Raw genomic sequence first — 21,765 nt, 5'->3', positions numbered from 1 at the left:
TTGTAAATACAATGATATTATTGCATTCTTGCTTTTATTAATTTACCATCATATTTCCTAATTATCATTTTAATGCAACAATCGCTTTAGTGTGATTTTTAGAAATTCTATCCTATTGTACATACACATTTAATCAATTCATTAATTTAATATTACTTATACATCTTCTCATAATACTTTTCATAATCTCCAGATGTAACATTCTTCATCCACTCTTGATTATCTAAATACCACTTTATAGCCTTCTTTATTCCAACTTCAAATGTAGTTTCAGGATACCACCCTAATTCTTCTTTTATCTTATCTGGAGCTATTCCGTATCTTCTATCATGTCCTTTTCTATCGTCAACATATTTAATTAAATTTTCACTTACTGCTTTATCTACATTTTCATTTATATAAGATATGACTGTTTTTACTATTTGTATATTAGTTCTTTCATTGTGTCCACCAACATTATAAACTTCTCCAAGTCTGCCACCATTAATAACCATATCAATTGCCTTTGCATGATCTTCTACAAATAACCAATCTCTTATATTCATACCATCACCATACACTGGTAAATCTTTATGTTGAAGGCAGTTATTTATTAATAATGGAATTAACTTTTCTGGAAATTGAAATGGTCCATAATTATTTGAACATCTTGTTATATTAACTGGCATTTTATAAGTATCAGCATAAGCCTTAACCATAAAATCTGATCCAGCTTTGCTTGATGAATATGGGCTATGAGGATCTAATGGAGTTGTTTCTCTAAAGAATCCTTCTGCACCTAACGATCCATAAACTTCATCTGTTGATACATGAAGGAATTTAACTCCTTCTTTAAATCCATCTTTTGTTTCCCATGCATCTTTTGCACAGTTAAGCATATTAACTGTTCCAAGTACATTGGTCTCAGCGAATATTTCTGGTTCCTTTATACTTCTATCAACATGTGATTCTGCTGCAAAGTGAACAACATAATTTATATCATTAGCTTTAAAAAGGCTTGAAACTAATTCTTTATTACAAACATCTACTTTAACAAATGTATATCTTTCATCATTTTCAATTGACTTAAGATTTTCTAAATTACCTGCATAAGTCAATTTATCTAAATTGATTATTTTAATATTTTCATATTTATTTAGCATATATAAAATAAAATTTGAACCTATAAATCCTGCTCCGCCTGTAACTAAGTATGTTTTCATTTATTAATCTCCTTTTCCTATTCATATATTATCTTTCATTTCTTTATTGTACTTTTTTAATAAATGACTTTATTGCTTCTTTCCAATCTCTCATTTCATCACCAACAGTGCATCTTAGCATCATATTATCAAGTGAGGAATACTCTGGTCTCTTTGCTGGAGTTTTGTATTCTTCTGATGTACATGGTTTTACTTCACATTTTTCTCCTGACAATTCAATTATCATTTTAGCAAAATCATACCAACTACATTCTCCATTACCTGTGCAATGATATACGCCATATTCTTCTGTTTCAATAATCTTTAAAATATGATAAGCCAAGTCATTAGCATGTGTTGGATTCCCTATTTGATCATCAACAACTTTAATCAGATCTTTTTCTTTTCCAAGTTTCATCATGGTATAAACAAAATTATGACCTACATATCCATATAACCAAGCTGTTCTAACAATAAAAGATTTCGAGCAAAATTCTTGTACATATTTTTCTCCCAAGAGCTTAGTTTTTCCATAAGAACTATATGGCGCTGTCAAATCATATTCTGTTAATGGTTTATTACCAACTCCACTAAATACATAATCTGTTGAAACTTGAACTAATTTAGCATTAATTTTTTCACAAGCCATAGCTAAATTTCTAGGCCCTATTGAGTTAACTTTAAATGCAAAATCTTCATTGCTTTCGCAACCATCAACATTTGTTGCTGCTGCACAATTTATTACTACATCTGGTTTCAAGTCATTTAACTTTTCTTTAACTTGAGCTAAATTCGTTATGTCAAGCACATCTACATCAAGTGCTATAACTTCTGAATTTCTTATATTTTCTGAAACTTCACTAATTTCTGATTTTCCGCACTTTATTATATTTTGAAGTTCATTGCCTAATTGGCCTTTGCATCCTGTTATTAATATTTTCATATATTTCTTGCTCCTCACATTTAATTAAAAGAAAATAGAGACACTATAATTTAATAATACTTTATTTAAAAGAAATTTATATTTCTTTACTACCTATATATAAAATCTTCATATTCCCTTAAATCTAAATCTTTTAAATTAGGATGAGCTTTATCTTTTTCAGATAAACGTATATTTTCTATATCATCTAATGGCCATTTTATATTTATATCTGAATCATTCCACATAACTCCACCATCATATTCTGGTGAATAAAGATCTGTACATTTATAATTAAAAACAGCTTCATCTGATAATACTAAAAAACCATGTGCAAAACCTTCTGGAATATAGAATTGTTTTTTATTTTCATCATTTAAAATAACTCCTTCCCAGTGCCCATAAGTAGGAGATCCTGTTCTTAGGTCAACTGCTACATCAAAAACTTCGCCTTTCGTTACTCTAACAAGTTTTCCTTGACTATGCTTCTTTTGAAAATGAAGTCCTCTTAAAACTCCTTTACTAGATTTTGATTCATTATCTTGAACAAAAGTCATATTAAGTCCAGCTTCATCAAATTGTCCTTTATTATAATTTTCCATAAAATAACCTCTGTTATCTCCAAAAACTTTAGGTTCTATTATATATACTCCATCAATCCTTGTTGTATTAAAATTAAAATTTGCCATCTTTATTACCACCTATCAATTTGTTGCTGCAATTTCTTCTCTTGATTTTTGTACTTCAATTTCTTCTACTATATCAACCAAATATTTACCATATCCAGTTTTCATTAGCGATTTTGAAAGGTCAATAACTTTTTGCGAACTTATCCACCCTTGTCTATAAGCAATTTCTTCAAGACATGCTATATACGTTCCTTGAGTACTTTGAACTGCTTCAACAAAATTAGAAGCTTGAAGCATAGAAGCATGATTTCCAGTGTCAAGCCAAGCCATTCCTCTACCTAGTAATTGTACCTTTAATGAACCCTCTTCCATATAAACTTTATTCAAATCAGTTATTTCAAGTTCTTCTCTTTCAGAAGGTTTTAATGCTTTAGCCTTTTCAACTACTGAATTGTCATAAAAATAAAGCCCTGGTACTGCATATTTTGACTTTGGATTTTTAGGTTTTTCTTCTAAAGAAATAACCTTCCCCTCTTCATCAAATTCAACTACTCCAAAAGCTTTAGGATTTTGAACATAATAACCAAATACATATGCTCCATTTTCTAATGCAGCAGCTTTTTTTAAATGTTCTGAAAAGCTTTGACCATAAAAAATATTATCTCCAAGTACCATTGCTACATTATCATCACCAATAAATTCTTCGCCAATAATAAATGCTTCTGCAAGTCCATTAGGCTTTTCCTGAATTGCATATTTAATATTTAATCCTAAATCTTGTCCATCTTTAAAAAGTTCCTTAAAGTTAATAATATCTCTTGGTGTAGATATTATTAATATATCTTTTATTCCTGCAAGCATCAAAACTGACATTGGATAATATATCATTGGTTTATCATATATTGGCACCATTTGTTTTGACATTGCTTTTGTTACTGGATAAAGTCTTGTTCCTGATCCTCCGGCTAATATTATTCCTTTCATTCTTTCCCTCTCCCTTTCATTAACTTCTTTTAAAATACTTTCAAATATTTGAGAATAAGTATAATCAAATAATTCTTTACATTGTTTAATACTATTTATGAGATATTTTCTTAATACAAATTCTCCTAGTTACCCGAATCGATAATGTATTTGAATTTTAGTTTTTCTAATTCTAAAAATATCCCCTTTAATAAAATTTCCACTTCCTTTTTCCTTAAGTTCCATGCTTTAAAGTAATAATTTTTAGTAAAATCTTTGCTTCTATTCGATTCATAAGCTAACATCCTATAAAATCTATATTCTACATATTTGTCTAATTTAATTAAATCATTATGTTTATCTTTTATGAGTCTTAATGCATTTAATCCCTTTTGATGGCTTTTAGTTAAACTATCTTCTTGAAGAAAAACATCTACTAAAGGATTATTTATAAAATGTATATTATATTTTTGTGATAATCTTATCATTAACTCCCAATCTTGGAATCGTGGTAAAGTTTCATCAAATTCTTCATTGTAGAAACATTCTTTCTTTCCTAAAACAGTTTGAGTACTTATAAAACTCCCATACAACAATTTCTTTTTTATTTCACTATCCTTTATGCTTTCTTTAGGCATTAAATCTACTAAATCATTTTTATATCTATTATATGAACATGCAACAATGTCTGCATTATAATCTTTTAAAGCTTTAAGTTGTATTTCTAATTTATCATTATGCCATTTATCATCACTATCTTGGAATGCTATTAATTCTCCTTTTGCTGCTCTTACACCAGTATTTCTTGCTGCATTTGCGCCTAAGTTTCTCTCATGTTTAATATATTTTATTCTTTTATCATTCATTCTACGAACTATTACTTCAGTTTCATCTTGTGAATTATCATCTACTATTATTAGTTCAAAATCTTGATAAGTTTGATCTAGTATACTTAGTACACTTCTTTCTATAGTATTAGCTCTGTTAAATGTAGGAATAATAATTGAAATCATATTTATCTCCTCCTTCTTATTATCAGATTTATTAAGTTATTAAAATTCATATAATTTTCAATGAATTAAATTCTTAACTAAAACATAAATATATTTCTCTCCTAAAGACATAGATCTTAAAATATAAAACATGTATAAACTTAATTTATTAATATTTAAATATTCTTTATAATAAATTAATCTACTATCATATAATATTTTGTATTTACTAGCTAAATTTGAAATATTTTTATTTATTGATTTAGAATGTTCATGAATGCATTCTAAATTATTTAATGTAACTTGCCTCATTCCAATAGACTTTATTTTATACCCTAAAATTCTTTCTTCTCCAAATAAAAAAGTTCTTTCATCAAACATTCCTATCTGCTCAATAACCTTTGATCTAATCATAAAAAAGCACCCAAAAAGAATCTGATAATTTACATATTCTTCATTAAAATTATTTATTTCTTTCTTCTTAAATATTTCATTTAATAAAAACATAGATTTAAAATCTTCTTTTATAGTAGGTATATTAGTTCCACCTGGTTCATATTGACCTTTAATATTTTTTATTTTAGTATTTACTGCTGCTACATCTAAATTTTGTTTTAAAAACTTTTTCATTTCCCTAATCGTACTATTTTCAAAAATAACATCTGGATTAGCTATTGTAATATATTCAGTATTAAATTTTTGAATTGCATACCTAATACCAACATTATTTCCATAAGCGTACCCCTTATTATCTTCACTCTCTATCACATGAATTTTTTCACTTATATATTTTTTTAATATTTTTAAAGAATCATTTGTAGATTTATTATCAATAACTACAATTTTATCTATTTCTAAATAATTTTTTATCTTATTAATCAAATTGCATGTAGTTCTGTAATCATTATAATTTAATATTATTACTACGTTATCCACTATCGTTCTCCTTAATCATTTTTATAACTAGACTTTATTTTTTTATAATGATCTTTAATATGATAAATAAAAGTACTGTTTTTAATATTTTTATTTATCTTCTTTAACTCTGTTTTCAATATACATAACTTACTAATAACATCTTTTAAGCTTTCTTTTTCTAAGTTTATTACTATTCCTATATTTAAATCATTTTGTGTAATTAAGTCTTTTGATCCTACTCTATCAGTTACTAGCACTGGTACCCCATAACTTAATGCTTCTAAAGTAATAAAACCAAAAGTTTCGTACCATATACTTGGAACTATTAATAAATCTGTTTGATCAAATATAGTTTCTAATTGTTCATATGAATATCTACCATAAACATTTATATTATCATCCATTTGATACTTACCTATATCTCCATATAAATTCAACTCAATCTTAGATTTATATTTATTATTTAATTCCTTTATTGCATCAATTAATAAATTAAATCCCTTATATTCTTTATCTGGTCCTAAATAGGTCAATCTTAATTTATCATGATTATAATCTTTCAGTTTCCTATTATCTTTAATATTGCTATGAGTAATAGAAACTATTTCTCCATTACAATCTAGATATTTTTCATATACTTCCTTTGATATACTACTATTAAATAAAAATTTATCTATATAAGTGAACATAATATTGTAATAAGCTAGTAATTTTTTATAAGCTATTCTATAATTATCACTTATTTCTATTTGCTCACTTTTTTTATAATCATTATTGCTTGTCCTTTTATTGGAACTATTTTTATTTAAGATATCTTTTAATTTATTAATAATGCCCTTATTTTTTAGTTCTCTATAAATACGAGATTGAAGGATATTAATCATTTTTATACTATCTCCTGATTGATTACATCTTAAGCACTTTTCTATATTTCTATCATTACATACATTTCCTTTATTATCTAAAAAGTTAACCTTTGTACAAATTCCAAAATAATCATGTGTTGTATATACAATTTTTATATTTAAACTCTTGCAAGCTTCTAAAAATTCCTTATATAATCCCATCATAGTATGAACATGTACTATCTCAATAGAATGATCTTTTAGATATTTTTTAAAAATATCTAAATTACATGGTTTAATAAAACTTCCCGGTTCTGATATGCCATTTAATAATGGAACTGGTAATGGATTTATTAATTCGAATGCTTTAATTCCATCTTGATTCTTATAATGTTTAATCTTAGTTACTTTGTTTATTAAACACATCTGTCCTGGAAATAATAAATACACTTCATCATTATTTTGCACTTGCTCTTTCATTAAATCATAAGAATATTTAGTTAACCCACCTGTTCTATATGGTGGCAAACCTAAACTATAATGTAATATCTTCATAGCTCTCCTTTTAACAAATAACTTTATTTACATAAGCTATTTTTTCATTCCAAGCATCTTTTTTATCTTAACTTTAGTCTTCTTATTTAATACTTTTGATACAATTCTAAATGATAATGGACGTGGCTTTAAATATTTTTCCTTAAGCTGACTATATTTCATTATTTGCATATCGTTCATAAACTCGATTCTATTTGGACTTTCCTCTGTACACTTTATTAAATTTTTATTATTTGCCACTGCATCATTTAAATTTATTTCTATCAATTTAGCTCTTTCCTTAATTTCTTTAACAAAAGCTTCTGATTTTTTAGTATTAAATAATAAAAGAGATATACCTTTTTTATCGTTAATCTGTGGAATTATATCATCAATTCCCCACAAATCACCTAACGTAAAATCACCTACTCTAGGGATTCTTGAAAACGGGCATTGATGACAAGATGGTCTATGATATAGATGCTTATAGAATCCGACTTCAAATGCATCATCTACACCTCTTTTAGTATATATAGCTCCATTTTCAAACTTAATAGTCATATTATGTTCATCCCATTTTTTAGTTTTATCTCTGAAATTAACATGCTTTATTCTGCTGTTATGTATTTTTTCCATATACTCTTTATACTTTTCAAAAACTAATGGGCTTGGTACTCCATGACATACTAAATCAATAGTAATTAAATTTTCATAATCTTTTCTTAAAAAAGATTTAATTCCTGCTATTTGACAAGGCGTTCCTGTAAAGATAACCTTTTTACCTTTATCTAAAAAAGTTTTAACATCTTTTAATGACTTACTAATATCACTTTGAACATATTTAGAACTTCTAAATAAATCAATATCTTTTATATCGGCTATGTACTTATGTACAACTCTAACATTTTCATTTAATGCTGCACCGAAAATAACATACTCTTCCTTACATATACTTTCAGCAATAGCCGTAAAAGCTCCACCTGATGTACTTTTCTTTACTACCTCTATATCTTTATGTATACATGCAAAAGCTTTAGGTTTTTCAATGTCATTATCTTCGTTATCATTATTGTATGGACATACCTTTGAACATAAATTACACTTAATACATTTCTTCTCATCAATCCTTGGGTATAAGAAGCCTTCTTCATCTTGCTGCATTTCAATGCATTCTTTAGGGCAAATATTATAGCATCCTGAACATCCTGAGCAGTGTTTTTTATCACTATACACATTCATATTCTGCATTCGTCTCCGCATTTGAGATTGTTAATAATATATTTGAAAGTTGCTTTCTCGAATACTCGGCATACTTAGATACTCTTGGAGTAACCTTCTTATAATCAATCTTTTCTAGTTTTCCAGGAAGATTGAGAATGTTTTCATATGCTCTATTATTCAACCCAGCAACACCTAATATATTACTAATCCTTGATGTATTAACTTTAGGCATTACAGCAATAAATTGCTTTTCTAAAATTAGTGAAAATGATACACAGTGGAATGAGTTTGTTATTATAAAATCTGCTCCATCAATTAATCCTAAAAACTCTAATGGCCCTGCCTCTTTTAATGATATATCATGGTAGCATTTAACTGGAAAATCTCCTACTAATACGACATCTAAGCCAAGCCTTCCTTTATATTCTTCAACAATATCGCTTAATTCTTTTGATTGATGTACTGAATATACTAAAATATAATTTCTAAACTTACTTTTTACACTTATTGTCCTATAATAATTAGCTGATAAAAGAAAAACGGGATCTGATACATTTATTGATTCAACCCCAACCTTTTTAAGTTGATCAACTCCTGACTGCTCTCTCATTGAGATCCATTTATAATCAGCTATTCTATTAGCTAATCTTTTAAGATCATCAATAGACATATCTGATCTTCCCATACTAGCTGCATATGATATCTTATTCTCACTTTTAACAAATTCTAGCGTATATGCCGGATCCTTTCCGCAAGGAAAATATGTATTCCATACCTGATCGCTTCCTGAAATATATATATCTGACATTGGTGGATTTTTTATTAATTCATTATATGTCTTATACATTTTTGAAGATAATCTCATTTTTTTATAATGAAAGTCAGCGTAATTTTTTTTCCTCTTAAAATATTTATTAAAAAATAAAATCATAATAGCTAAATCTTTTATTAATCTTTTTAAACTTTTATCGTATTTAGGCCTGTAATCTATTAATTTTGCATCATATCCTAAATCATTTATAAATTTTTGTGTTGCATAGCTTTGCAGTGCAGATCCATAATTATATATATTATGGATTGTTATTATTGATATATCTTTTTTATTCAAATAACTATTCTCCTTTTATAAATATTAATTTAGCTTAATAAACAGATTTTCATAATCATTAATTATTTTCTCCCAAGTGTACTCTTTTAAGACCCTATCTTTAGCCACTCCACCAAGGGAAGTAGCAGCAATTTCTTCATATGATTCTAAGCTGTCTACCAATCTTGCTAGATCTCCACTTTCTTTATTAAAGTATAATGCCCCGTCTTCTCCAACTTCTCTATTAAATCCAACATTCAATAAGATGTTCAAGTCAGTTGTAGCTAATGCCTCTAATAAAGATGGATTAGTTCCTCCAACTTCATGTCCATGGAAATATCCGTAAGCATCTTCTCTAATCTTTTTTAACAATTCTTGATTATAAACTGTTCCAACAAACTTTATTCTTTTATCTTTATTAAACCTTGTCTTTTCTTTTAACTCGTTATAGAATTTATTTCCCTCTATATTTGTTATTAATACAAAATCCTTATATGTTTTTGATTTCATAAATTCAGTTATCATAGTTTCATAGTTGTTTTCTGGAACAAATCTACCTACAACTAGATAGTATTCTTTTTTCTTAATATCTTTTTCTTTATACCATTTAAGCAAAGTATTATCATCATCAGATAATTTCGATTTTTCAGTATCAGCTCCATAAGCTATAAAAGTTGTTTTTGGCTTGTACTGTTTATAATCTTCTTTTATATATTTTTCAATATTCTTTGAATCACATATTAACAAGTCTGCATGCTTAACCATGTATTTCTCTGAAGTTTTCCAATATTGTCTTATAGCTTTATTCCATTTTGCTCTCTTCCATTCATGGCCATCTGGATTAACAATTAATGATACACCTAATTTTTTTAATTTCTGTTTAAAATAACCAATAAATGGTCCAATTCTACAAGCTAAGATATATACTATTGAGTTTTTTATATTATTCTTTCTTATGTATTTTATACATTCTTTTAATGCCACTATATCATAATAAACTGCTTTTGCTGGACCAATATTAGGTACTTTTACATTAAAGCACCTTGCTCCATTATGCTCAAACTCTTTAGAATTATCTGCTAAACAAGAAACATGGTATTTTATTTCTTTACTTTTCTGTCCTTCTGTTAGTTTTTCAACGAATGTCTCAAATCCACCATATTTTGCAGGTATTCCTTTTGAGCCTATAATAAATACGTGTTTCATTAGTATTCCCCTTATTCATTATCTATCTTATTGTCGCTGCTACTTCTCTTTTAGCATTTTCTAAATTTAGAATAGCTTTTCTTCCAACAGAATGATATTCTATATTTCTTTCTTTTACCTCATTAATTGTATAACAATTTCTCCCATCAAATATAACAGGAGTCTCCATCAACTCTTCATATAAACTTAAATCTAAATCTCTAATCTCATTCCACTCAGTAAATATAAACGCCAAATCCGCACCTTTTAAAGTTTCTTCTGGAGTCTCTACATATTTAACTTCAGTTGGATATATTCTCTTGAAATTATCAATTCCTACTGGATCATATGCTACTATTTCTGCACCTTCATCTAATAACCTTCTTACATTAGGTATTGATGGTGCTTCTCTTAAATCATCAGTTCCTGGCTTAAATGTTAATCCAAGTACTGCTACTTTGAATCCTTTTAAGCTACCAAATTTTTGTTTAGCTGCTCTGAATAATTTATACTTTTGATTTTGATTTACTTCTATGGTTGCCTTTATTGTTTTCAATTCATATCCACTATCATTTGCAAGCCAATGAAGTGCCTTTGTATCTTTAGGGAAACATGATCCGCCATATCCGATTCCTGCATTTAAGAATTTATCGCCTATTCTTGGGTCAAAGCTCATTCCTTTAGCTACATCCTCAACATCTGCTCCAACCATCTCACAGAAATTAGCTATTTCATTCATAAAAGAAATCTTAAGAGCTAAAAAGTCATTTGAAGCATATTTAATCATTTCTGCACTTTTTCTGTTAGTTACAACTATTGGTTGATTGTATCTTTCATATACTTTTCTTAAGATATTTTCTGCATTTTTTGATTCAACGCCAATTACTATTCTTTTAGCATATAATGTATCAACAACTGCAGTTCCCTGTGCTAAGAATTCTGGATTTGAAGCCACTTCTACATGTACATTATTTTTAACAATTTCTTGTAAAAATCCTTCAACCCTGTCATTAGTTCCTATTGGAACTGTTGATTTTACCACTACCAAGCAGTCTTTTTCTATATTTTCTGCAATTTGTTTGCAAACATTAAAGACATAATCTAAATTAGCCGAACCATCTTCCCTTTCTGGAGTACCAACTCCTACAAATACTAAATCTGCATCTTTGTATGCATTTTCATAATCCACTGTAAAGTCCAATTTTCCTTCATCATGATTTCTTTTTAACAATTCATCTAATCCTGGTTCATATATAGGTGAAATTCCTTGTTTCATCTTTTCAACTTTATTTTCATCAATGTCCACACAGGTTACATTGTGTCCCACTTCTGAAAGACATGCACCTGTAACTAGACCTACGTATCCAGTTCCTGCAACTACTATTTTCATTTTAATCTCTCCCTTTTCTATCTTGCATGCTTATCTCCAAAAAGTACAAAAAATGTTTTACATATTAGTTTTATATCTGTTAATGTATTTCTTTCTGCTACATATTTCACATCAAGTTTCATCCAATCCTCAAATTCAATATCATTTCTGCCTGATACTTGCCAGTAACAAGTAAGTCCTGGTTTTACCTCTAGTCTTTTCATCATCCAATTTTCAAAGTCTGCTACTTCATCTGGAAGTGATGGTCTTGGACCCACCAGGCTCATTTCCCCTTTTAATACATTAATCAACTGTGGCAGTTCATCTATGCTTGTCTTTCTTATAAATTTACCAATTTGGGTTACTCTAGGATCTTCCTTCATTTTAAACATTGGCCCACTCATTTCATTTTGGCTTACCAATTTCTTTTTTAATTCTTCTGCATTAACAACCATAGATCTGAACTTATACATTCGAAAAGCTTTTTCATTCTTTCCAACTCTTTCTTGGCAAAAAAACATTGGACCTTTTGACTCAATTTTTATTAACATTGAAATTATTATCAATAACGGACTTAAAGTTATTAATCCCATTAATGAACAAATAATATCTATGGTTCTCTTTACAAAACAATACCCTATTCTGGATTCTATTTTTTTTCCAAGCGAAACCTCTTGTTCTTTGAGCAGAATTTCTTCTCTTTCTAAATTCAATTGTTGTTGCATAATATAATTCCCTCCCTTAATATTTTTTCCTTCCTAAAGTGATTTAAATAATTAGTGTGATTAATATGATATGAATAATAATGATATTTGGAATCTTTATTATGTAATTTAGTATAAAATATAATAGGTTTGTTGTAACCTACCCATCATGGGTAATATTATAATTTTATAAATTATTTTGCATATTAGTAATTTATTGTATAAAATATGTTTTTAATTTAGAGCGAGATGTAATTGAAAGCTTGTTAAAAATTGACTTTAAATAAAACTTTACAGTATTTTGTGAAATATATAATTGTTCTCCGATTTCTTTATTAGTTAAACTTTTTGCTGCAAGCTTTGCAACTTCAAGTTCTCTCTCCGTCATTTGTGGTATTTTATTAAGTTGATTTGAAGTTCTCATTTTTTCTATGCCATTTTTATAGTCATTATATAATTTTAATATATCTTGTATCTCATTTTTATATAACTCACCTTGTCTTACTTCTTTAAGTATAGCTAAAATATACTTACCATTTTCTACAAAAGGCATGTAAATTCTATCTGGTATAGCTATCTCTAAAGCACTTTTTAAAGATTCAATAGCCATTTCTTTTTCACCAAGTTTTAAACGTGCTGCTGCCATATATATATAGGTATATACATATGAATAAATATTTGGAAAAGTACTTGCAACTTCTAAAAATTGTTGACTAATCCCTAGAAGTTTTAAATATTCACCTTTTAAGAATAATGTTTTTCCATAAATTATATTTGCATAAGAAACAGTTAAAAAAGAAAGTCCTTCTTTTTCAATATCACCGGAAGATAGCCATTTAGGTATTAATTCCATTTGACCTATATTGCTGAATATAAATCCCTCACATAAATCTATAGCTCGATTAAGATCATATGATTTTATTTTTTCTTTTAATGTTTTTAATATGCTCTTGAATTTGATGAAATTTCCATCGATTATAGCAATACGAAGCATAACAAATTTAGCACACAAATAAATACTATATTGCTTTTTACTTTCAGACATGTAAATTGCTTTATAACATAATATTTCTGCACCTTTACAATCCCCACGATTTAAAAGTATTTCGGCTTTCATAACTGCTTCAGCACCATACCCATGATTATCTGTTAATTTATAGTAATATGATATACCTTCATTCATAGTTTTAAGTTCTTTATCTAATGTTCCGCTTTTTCTATAGAACATATATAATACTGATGGTGATCCGCATGTCCATGATTCCCTGATATTTATAAGCTTTGTTTGCCCTCCAAGCATCTCATAAGCTTTTTTACTTTCCTTACTCATAACTTCAATATCATTATATGCTGTAAAAACTGAAAGAAAGGTCAATTCTCCCATAAGACTTGTTTTTTCCTTTTCAGATAAGATTTCACTATCTTTTATATTGTCAGCAATTTCTTTTTTTAGTAACTCCAAATAATTCCATTCTTTATATTGAGACAATATCAAAGCAAACACAATAAGATTTTTAGAATATTTCTTTTTGATTTCATTTGGGCAAGTTTGCACAATTTCTAATATTATATCTTTATCTTTTTCCTTCATATCTTTTGTAATGTCATCGGCTCTAATATTCATGCTAAATATAGATTCAAAGTTTTTTATTCTATAAAAAATAAGTATTGCTTGTAAATGATGGTTATTGTGTTGGTACCACTCTCCAATTTTTAATATAATTTTATTTTGAAAATTTGTATCAAATTTTTCAAAGCTTTTTTGCAAATAGTCGATCAAAATAGTCTGAATACAATATACTTTTTTATCCACATCATATTTTATAAATATATTAACATCATGTATCTCACTAATAAAATCTGATACATCAGTGCTCTCTAGTATAAACTTCAACTTTTCTACTGTAAAATCTTCACAAAAACAAAGTTTCAAAAAGTTTGTTTTTGCTTTTTCTGAAAACTTATCATTCATAATTTTTTCTATTAAAAAATAAATATTGTCTGTTGATTGAAATCTTTTATTTTCAATATAATCAAGCATTTGAAGATATAAAACACTTATCCAACCACCACAGTATTTATAAAGATTTGTTGATTCATTTTCATTTAAAGAAATTCCACAAAGCATATAATACTTTTGAATTTCAGATACATCCAGCTCAAAATATGATTTTGTTATATGATTTAACTGTTTTTTCAAAATCATATCAAGAATATTTTCTATACTATGATTTTGTGTAAGAATAACTATATGTACATTTTTTAATAATTTTTCTCCAATACTTATTATAAAATTATTAATAATTTTATTTTGAACTAATTGAAAATTATCAATTACTAAAATCGTTTCTTCAGAAAAATTTATATTTCGAAATAAAATAAAAAATTCCTCTAGTGAAATTTTATCTTTAGGAATATCCATGTCTTTTGTTTTTAAAACAATATCTTTGTCTATATCTGAAAGACTATGACAAAACTTTATCCAAAAATCACTTGTGGAGTTGCTATCTAATACCATCCATAATACTTTTGCATCTAATTTATTTAAAAATTCTTCTGCTGCCGTTGTTTTACCATATCCGCAAGGTGCTTCCATTATTGTTAATGGATAATGAGTTATATCTGATAGTTTATTTTTAAGCTTGTCCGTAAAGTATTGAGCTTTAGTATTATATTTTTTAGACATTTCTAGCCTCCCTCAATTAATATTTGTCTTATGCATTTTAGAATGTAAGAATATTTTAGTAATTAAATTAAACTATCTCTGAATTTCTCTTCATTCATTTATTAATGTTATTTATCAATAGTAATGATACTTTTCCCTAGTATTTTCTGCTGCATTTAAGACAGTTCCTATTATATTGGCACCAACTTTATCTAGAAGACTTTTAGCTTCTATTATTGATTCTTTTTTTGTTCTTTCTGCTCGTACAACAAGTATCGTTCCATCAACTTTTGTGGCTAAAATTTGAGCGTCTGTAACTGCTTGAAGTGGAGCACTATCTAAAATCACTATGTCATATTTTTCTTTTAACTTTTCTATTAGATTATTCATAGCATTTGATGATAACATTTCAGATGGATTTGGTGGAATCTTACCAGAAGATAAAATATCAAGATTATCATTATATTGCTGTACTGTTTCTTCTAAAGATGTTTTACCTATTAGAATTTCTGAAAGCCCAACTAAATTAGATATTTTAAACTTCTTATGAATTGAAGGTCTTCTTAAATCACAATCCACTAATATTATTTTTTTATCATTTTGAGCAAATGATAATGCAAGATTTCCTGATACTGTTGATTTCCCTTCTTCTCTTTCTGAACTTGTAATCAGCATAGCTTTTAGTTGTTTATTAAATGATGAGTACTGTATATCAGTTCTTAAAGTTTTATAAGCTTCTGATTCTAGTGATTTCGGCTTTTGCTCAACTATAAATTCTTTATGTTCTTGCCCTAATACTGCTTTCCCTGATTTTCTTACCTTAAACATGCACTCGCTCCTTTACGCTAATTCATTAGGGATAGTACCAATGACTGGCAACCCCAATATTCGTTCTAATTCTTCCTTTGTTTTTAATGTATTGTTCATAGCATCTAATAAAAATGATAATCCTACACTAATCATTAATCCAAGTAAAAATGCAATAGCTATATTCATTTTTTTATTTGGACTTACTGGCCTTTCAGGTATTTTTACTTTATCTATTATCTTTACATCCCCATTTGGTATAAGCTCTGTAGATGATTCTATAAATTCATCTGTAATTGAATCTACTACATCTTTAGCTAAGATCCTATCTTCACTTATATACTTAATTTCTAAAATTTGAGTATCAGCTCTTGGTGCAACAGTTAATCCTTTAAGAACCTCTTCCGACGTTATATCTAGGCCTTCTTTATCAATGGCCTTTTCAACTAAATTATTAGTGGATATAACCTCCACATATGTCTTTAATAATTTTTGATACATGTTAACATCATTATCACTATATCTTGCATCTTTACTATTTTCTTTTCCTATAAATACCTTTGTACTTGCTTCATATTTAGGTGAAATCATATAAAAACTCATAAACACGGAAAATATGGTTGAAATGATTGTTATTGAAACTATCATCTTCCATCTTTTTTTTAATATCTTTATTAGCTCTTCAATTCTTATAATGTCTTCATTCATATCTTCATTCATCCCTCGTTATATTGATATTAGTTAAATTTATTTATTAGATGTACTATTTAATTCAGTATAAAGTAGATTTTCTGTTCTGTAACCTACCCATTTAAGGTAGTTTTTATATTTTTTAGTATATTTTGTACATTATTCTAAATATTTTTTAATATTACATTAATTTATATCACAAAACATGGTAAAATCTACTCAAAATAGATTCTACCATATAACTTAATATATAATTTAAGAACTGCTAATAACTTTAATAATTCATTATCAGAAATCAAAGTGCACTTTCTTTCAAATAAATTTTCTTTATATAATATAATTCGCAATATCATTTTAGAATCTGACAAAATAAACAAAAAGTATATTATATTTCCCAAGAAATCTTTTCTTTTCCATATTTATTGCAAAATATAATCGCCTAAAATAGAATCATTAGGCACTTGAATTTCTTTAATCATTTTCTTATCTATAAGAGTTCCTGAAAGTATTGTTTCAGTTGCTCCTAAAACAGTTATGTCTTTTATTATTTGATTTGGTGATTTTAAAGACTGCAAATATATTGTGTTTTTTCTTTTCTTCATGACTTAATTATAATACTCTCAACTTTACTTTGGCAGATTGCAAAAGTCACAAAAAAATAGGGACTAAAGCCCCTATTTGATTAATCCTCATATTTACTTATGTAATATTCCTTGATATTATTTTCTATTGCAAAAATTGTAGCCTTAACTCTATCCTCCACATTTATCTTTCTAAAAAGATTTGTAGCATAGTTTTTAATTGTCTTTTCCGAAAGATACAGTTGTTCTCCAATTTCCTTATTACTAAGCCCTTTCGAGATTTTAATCAGCACTTCAACCTCTCTTCTTGAAAGCTTATCTAAAACACTTGCTACTTTCTTATCCTTAATTTTCATGTCTGAAAAAAGTATGGAAACTAATGATTTATCAATATATTTTTCACCCTTATGTACTGTTCTAATTGCATTTACGATCTCTGTTCCTGCTGAATCCTTAAGCATATAGCCATCTGCTCCAATATTTATAGCTGTATTAATAGTATTTCTATCATTTTCAACAGTTAACATTATGACTTTAATTTTGTCTCCTTGCACCTTTATACTTCTAAGAATTTCAATGCCATTCATAATTGGCATATTGCAATCTAATATAACAACATCTAACTCATGCATATTTAAAAGCTTCAGTGCCTTCTCACCATTTTCTGCCTCAAAATCAATATTCATATCCTCTTCAAAACTAATAATTCTCTTTAAACCCTGCCTTATTATATCATGATCATCAGCGATCAATATTTTAATTACCTCGTCTTTCATCTTTTGCCACCTCTCGATTAATAGGAAGCTTAACAGTATAAGTTGTACCTGTTTTCTTCGAGGATTTGATTGAAACTTCCCCCTGAAGCTGATTTACTCTATCAAAAATACTAATAAGTCCATAGGAAGTTCCTTTGGTTTTTACCCTCTTTAAAGTTTCTTCTATATTAAATCCAACACCATCATCAGTTATAATTAATATTAAATATTTTACTCCGAAATCCATCTTTACCTCTGCACTCTTTGCTTTAGAATGCTTTTTAATATTATTGAATATTTCCTGAATAATTCTATATACTGCAACCTGAATAATGGATTCTATTTCTGTCTCAATGGGCTTTAATTTTATCTTTATATCAATATTAGACTCCTCTGAAATAGTATTTACTGTTTGCTGTATAGTTTGAATTAACCCCAAATCATCTAAAGACATTGGTCTTAAATCAAATATAATACTTCTTACTTCCTTTAAGGCTACTTTAACACATCCCTTTAAATCTTCCAATTCCTTAAGTCCTTCTTCAAAATCCTTCTGAAGAACCATCTTACAAATATCCACCTTCATAACTACATTAGCCATATGCTGAGCAGGTCCATCATGAATATCTCTTGCAATTCTCTTTCTTTCATTTTCTTGAGCTTCTAAAATTTTTATACCAATAAACATTTCCGAATTTTTATCAGCTCCTTCTAAAACCGAAAGAATATCTCCCTCTAAATAACCCATGGCGATACTTATTTGATTAATTATTTTTTCACCACCCTCAATATTTACCATTGTTTTCTTTAGGGCTATTTCCAGACTATCTCTTTTATCTCTTAGTAATTTTTCTTCGTTTTTCTTTGTATAAAATTTAACCCTTGTATCCTCTGCTCTTTCGTAAGCCTTCTTAATATCACTTTCAGAATATTTTTTAAAATTTGCAGAGACCCGAGCCAGTCTTTTTCTACTAGCCTTATCTTGCCTTTCCAGTTCATCAACCTCACCTATAACCCTAACAACATCCTCCTTAACTTTCTTAATCTCAAGCTTCAATTTTTCCTTATCTTTTCTTATGTTTTCAACAATATTAAGTATTTGCCCTCTGCTTGAATCTATCTCCCCTATTATATTGTTGATTATTTTACTGATAGCATTAACATCTAAGTCCATATTGTTTATCACATCCTCGCCTTCATTCAAAATACAACTTAAGTTCAACTTTATATAAAAATCAGTAATGAAATGAAACTTCCTAATGATAAAAATGGACCAAATGCGATATAATCCTTAGTTCCCTTTATTTTTAATAATATTAAAGCAATACTGATTATTGAAGAAATAATAAACGCTAAAAGGAGTGCCCATAAGGTTCTATTTAGTCCTAAAAAGGCTTCAATGGCAAACATAAGCTTTATATCTCCCCCACCCATGGCATTAGGAATAAGAGCTAATAAAAATAGTATTCCTATACCACATATCATTCCAAGTATTGCATCTATAAGCGGAGCTCTAACTATAAAAGAAAATATAATTCCAATAATTAAAGCTATAGCAACCATAAAATCCGGTATAATTCTATGTCGCAAATCAATAAAAGAAATTATGATTAAAATTGCTGTCATAACTATTGCCTTAGCTAATATAATTATAAACCCTAATTGTAAGGCTGAAACTTCAAATGTCAATCCACAAATAATAGGAATAAAAACATTCACGGTTTTTCTCTTATTTTTAATTATGCTATATGATATTCTCTCTATTATAAAATTTAATATACTTCATATAATTAAGCCTATAATAAAAATTAATATATGCATTGTTTACCTCTCAAATAGATTTATTATCTACTTTAGTTAGGCATAATCAAAAAAATAACAATTCAGTATGCTAGTCTATTTTGTGTTTCTTTTTATCCTATTCCTACTGTAGAAGATTTCTTTTTCCATTTTACAGTCTTCGACATTATTTGTCTACACTAATATGTGAAACTTATTATTTATAGTAAAAATATTGCTACATTACATTATATTTTATTTTATTGCATATAGTGATTTACCTTCCCTAGATTTGTTACTATATCTACATTAAGCAATCAAAAAGACCACTTCTGGACAACACGTTCTCCCACTCCTAAAGGTCTTTCTTCATCACCATCATAAAAACAAACAATTCTAATATCTTCAACATCTTCATCAATAGCATCAATATTCTGTTCTTTTTTCTTATTTTTCTTTACCTTCTTATTCTTTTTCACTCTATAAATATTATCTTCAGTAAGTTTAATCATTTCTAATTCTATTAATATATCTAATCCTAATTTAATTTGATCAATACCTCTATTAAATTTTATTACTAAAGTTTCTATTGTATATGGAATATTTTTAGAAATATGCAAATCCACTTCTAAATTAACCTTTCCAGTTAAAGTGACAAATCTAGTCCAAACATAATGAATAAGATCTCTTTCATGCTTCGTATCTATCATTTTAAATTTTGTATCATCAAACATATCAACTCTAAATTTAATAATTTACTATCAGAAATCAAAGTGCACCTTCTTTCTAATACATTTTTTTCATATAATATAATTCGTAATATCATTTTAAAATGTGACAAAGAAAATAATAATTATGTTATATTTCCCAATAAATCTCTTCTTTTGCACATTTATCTGAAAATTTACTCATCTGTTTCGCAAACTATGTATTTCTTCTACCTCTCAGAGTTATCCCCTCAAATGGCACAATGTTCACTGATTTGACTTTATTATAATTTCCTGTATTAGAATAAAAAGCTATAAATTTGGGAAGTTATAGTTCCAAAATTTATAGCCTTTGCTTATTTAAATATTAAACTTTGTGTTTATTTTTTTAATAATGAAAATATTGATTTCTTTTCTTCAATTTTTGTTCCAAAAAAATCAACCTGCTCATTGTTTAGCATCTTTTTTGAACTTTCTTCAAATATTCTTCCCATATCTTTATTTTTTTTCTTTTTGTTTAATATTGTTTTCGCCTTTGATAATCCTGTAGTTCTATTTTCTATATTATGAGCATCTGAGCCAATGAAGTTATATATTCTATTAGCTAAAAAGATTTCTGTTGTCTTTTTTACATTTGTTCCAAATTTTCCTTCTAAGCTTCCGGCATTCATTTGAAATAAATATCCTTCATCAATGAATCTATTAATTCTTGAAGGTTTTTCTATAATAGCTTTATACCGTTCTGGATGAGCTATTATCGGAATAATATCTCTAATTTGAAGTTCATATAGTACATCAGATATATTTTTATTTAATTTATGCATTGGAAATTCAATTAACATATATCTCGAACCATTTATTGTTCCAATCTTGCCTTCCATATAATATTGTATTATATTCTCAGTATAGTAAACTTCTTGTCCAGCATATACTTTTAAATTTATTCCTTCACTTTTTATAATAGAATTTATTTCTTTAACGAATACCTTAACTTCTGAAATTGTTGATTCTCCATACTCTAACAAATAATGGGGAGTTGCAACTATTTCTTTTGTGCCATCTCTTTCTGCATTTCTTAGCATTTCTAGTGTCATTTCAACATTTTTAGAACCATCATCAATGGTTGGTATTATATGTGAGTGAATATCTATCATAACTTCCACCTTGTTTCTTTACTCTATTCGTTAGTTTTCACTAATATCATTGTATTATAGCATAAAAAAGTATATTC

At 27.5% G+C, this 21,765-nt stretch carries 21 protein-coding genes; all 21 read right to left on the bottom strand.

Annotated elements, in window-relative coordinates; translation table 11 throughout:
* Nucleotides 1-152: 152 nt before the first annotated feature.
* The 21 genes from rfbB to CSPA_RS05850 all read right to left on the bottom strand — a co-directional run bounded on the left by rfbB (nt 153) and on the right by CSPA_RS05850 (nt 21,688).
* Nucleotides 153-1,202 carry a dTDP-glucose 4,6-dehydratase gene (rfbB, locus tag CSPA_RS05950; protein WP_015391312.1) on the bottom strand — a complete coding sequence of 350 codons (1,050 nt, stop codon included), beginning with the start codon at nt 1,200-1,202 and terminating at the stop codon, nt 153-155.
* Between the two features lie 43 nt (nt 1,203-1,245).
* On the bottom strand, nt 1,246-2,124 hold the full coding sequence (rfbD, locus tag CSPA_RS05945) for a dTDP-4-dehydrorhamnose reductase (RefSeq protein WP_015391311.1): 879 nt from the start codon (nt 2,122-2,124) through the stop codon (nt 1,246-1,248).
* An 89-nt stretch (nt 2,125-2,213) separates the two neighbouring features.
* The gene (rfbC, locus tag CSPA_RS05940; protein WP_015391310.1) at nt 2,214-2,792 is read right to left on the bottom strand and encodes a dTDP-4-dehydrorhamnose 3,5-epimerase; all 579 of its coding nucleotides are present in this window, start codon (nt 2,790-2,792) and stop codon (nt 2,214-2,216) included.
* Nucleotides 2,793-2,807: 15 nt separating this feature from the next.
* Entirely contained in the window at nt 2,808-3,716 is a 909-nt protein-coding gene (gene rfbA, locus CSPA_RS05935; RefSeq protein ID WP_015391309.1) for a glucose-1-phosphate thymidylyltransferase RfbA, read from the bottom strand.
* Nucleotides 3,717-3,841: 125 nt separating this feature from the next.
* Nucleotides 3,842-4,708 (bottom strand): glycosyltransferase family 2 protein, encoded by an 867-nt coding sequence (locus tag CSPA_RS05930; protein ID WP_015391308.1) that lies wholly within the window; start codon nt 4,706-4,708, stop codon nt 3,842-3,844.
* Nucleotides 4,709-4,765: 57 nt separating this feature from the next.
* Complete coding sequence (locus CSPA_RS05925) at nt 4,766-5,623, bottom strand: glycosyltransferase (protein ID WP_015391307.1); 858 nt, start codon at nt 5,621-5,623, stop codon at nt 4,766-4,768.
* An 11-nt stretch (nt 5,624-5,634) separates the two neighbouring features.
* Nucleotides 5,635-7,005 (bottom strand): glycosyltransferase, encoded by a 1,371-nt coding sequence (locus CSPA_RS05920; RefSeq protein WP_015391306.1) that lies wholly within the window; start codon nt 7,003-7,005, stop codon nt 5,635-5,637.
* Between the two features lie 36 nt (nt 7,006-7,041).
* Entirely contained in the window at nt 7,042-8,244 is a 1,203-nt protein-coding gene (locus CSPA_RS05915) for a Coenzyme F420 hydrogenase/dehydrogenase, beta subunit C-terminal domain (protein WP_144053526.1), read from the bottom strand.
* Nucleotides 8,210-9,313 carry a polysaccharide pyruvyl transferase family protein gene (locus CSPA_RS05910; protein ID WP_015391304.1) on the bottom strand — a complete coding sequence of 368 codons (1,104 nt, stop codon included), beginning with the start codon at nt 9,311-9,313 and terminating at the stop codon, nt 8,210-8,212. Before CSPA_RS05910 ends, CSPA_RS05915 begins: the two co-directional genes overlap by 35 nt.
* Before the next feature lie 24 nt (nt 9,314-9,337).
* Nucleotides 9,338-10,498, bottom strand: coding sequence for a beta 1-4 rhamnosyltransferase Cps2T (gene cps2T / locus CSPA_RS05905; protein ID WP_015391303.1), 1,161 nt, complete (start codon nt 10,496-10,498; stop codon nt 9,338-9,340).
* 22 nt (nt 10,499-10,520) lie between these two features.
* Nucleotides 10,521-11,867 carry a UDP-glucose dehydrogenase family protein gene (locus CSPA_RS05900; protein ID WP_015391302.1) on the bottom strand — a complete coding sequence of 449 codons (1,347 nt, stop codon included), beginning with the start codon at nt 11,865-11,867 and terminating at the stop codon, nt 10,521-10,523.
* Between the two features lie 17 nt (nt 11,868-11,884).
* Nucleotides 11,885-12,571, bottom strand: coding sequence for a sugar transferase (locus tag CSPA_RS05895; RefSeq protein ID WP_015391301.1), 687 nt, complete (start codon nt 12,569-12,571; stop codon nt 11,885-11,887).
* Nucleotides 12,572-12,764: 193 nt separating this feature from the next.
* The gene (locus CSPA_RS05890) at nt 12,765-15,236 is read right to left on the bottom strand and encodes a LuxR C-terminal-related transcriptional regulator (RefSeq protein ID WP_015391300.1); all 2,472 of its coding nucleotides are present in this window, start codon (nt 15,234-15,236) and stop codon (nt 12,765-12,767) included.
* Between the two features lie 114 nt (nt 15,237-15,350).
* Nucleotides 15,351-16,043: a CpsD/CapB family tyrosine-protein kinase gene (locus CSPA_RS05885; RefSeq protein ID WP_015391299.1), complete on the bottom strand. Its 693-nt coding sequence runs from the start codon at nt 16,041-16,043 to the stop codon at nt 15,351-15,353.
* A 12-nt stretch (nt 16,044-16,055) separates the two neighbouring features.
* Complete coding sequence (locus CSPA_RS05880) at nt 16,056-16,730, bottom strand: YveK family protein (protein ID WP_015391298.1); 675 nt, start codon at nt 16,728-16,730, stop codon at nt 16,056-16,058.
* Between the two features lie 401 nt (nt 16,731-17,131).
* Nucleotides 17,132-17,314 (bottom strand): hypothetical protein, encoded by a 183-nt coding sequence (locus CSPA_RS05875; RefSeq protein WP_015391297.1) that lies wholly within the window; start codon nt 17,312-17,314, stop codon nt 17,132-17,134.
* Nucleotides 17,315-17,394: 80 nt separating this feature from the next.
* A complete protein-coding gene (locus CSPA_RS05870; RefSeq protein ID WP_015391296.1) occupies nt 17,395-18,069 on the bottom strand; it encodes a response regulator in 675 nt (224 codons plus the stop codon).
* Complete coding sequence (locus tag CSPA_RS05865) at nt 18,050-19,234, bottom strand: sensor histidine kinase (protein ID WP_242838574.1); 1,185 nt, start codon at nt 19,232-19,234, stop codon at nt 18,050-18,052. The genes CSPA_RS05870 and CSPA_RS05865 overlap by 20 nt, the downstream gene beginning before the upstream one ends.
* Nucleotides 19,235-19,272: 38 nt before the next feature.
* Nucleotides 19,273-19,767 (bottom strand): prepilin peptidase, encoded by a 495-nt coding sequence (locus CSPA_RS05860; RefSeq protein ID WP_015391294.1) that lies wholly within the window; start codon nt 19,765-19,767, stop codon nt 19,273-19,275.
* Between the two features lie 377 nt (nt 19,768-20,144).
* Nucleotides 20,145-20,579 carry a phage replisome organizer N-terminal domain-containing protein gene (locus CSPA_RS05855; protein ID WP_278245703.1) on the bottom strand — a complete coding sequence of 145 codons (435 nt, stop codon included), beginning with the start codon at nt 20,577-20,579 and terminating at the stop codon, nt 20,145-20,147.
* A 335-nt stretch (nt 20,580-20,914) separates the two neighbouring features.
* Nucleotides 20,915-21,688: a tyrosine-protein phosphatase gene (locus tag CSPA_RS05850; protein WP_015391292.1), complete on the bottom strand. Its 774-nt coding sequence runs from the start codon at nt 21,686-21,688 to the stop codon at nt 20,915-20,917.
* Between the last annotated feature and the right edge of the window lie 77 nt (nt 21,689-21,765).

It is taken from the genome of Clostridium saccharoperbutylacetonicum N1-4(HMT) (genome assembly GCF_000340885.1).
In the GTDB taxonomy this organism is placed as follows: domain Bacteria; phylum Bacillota; class Clostridia; order Clostridiales; family Clostridiaceae; genus Clostridium; species Clostridium saccharoperbutylacetonicum.
The sequence above is the reverse complement of the archived record's forward strand: the minus strand, read 5'-3'. Positions and strand labels throughout refer to the sequence as shown.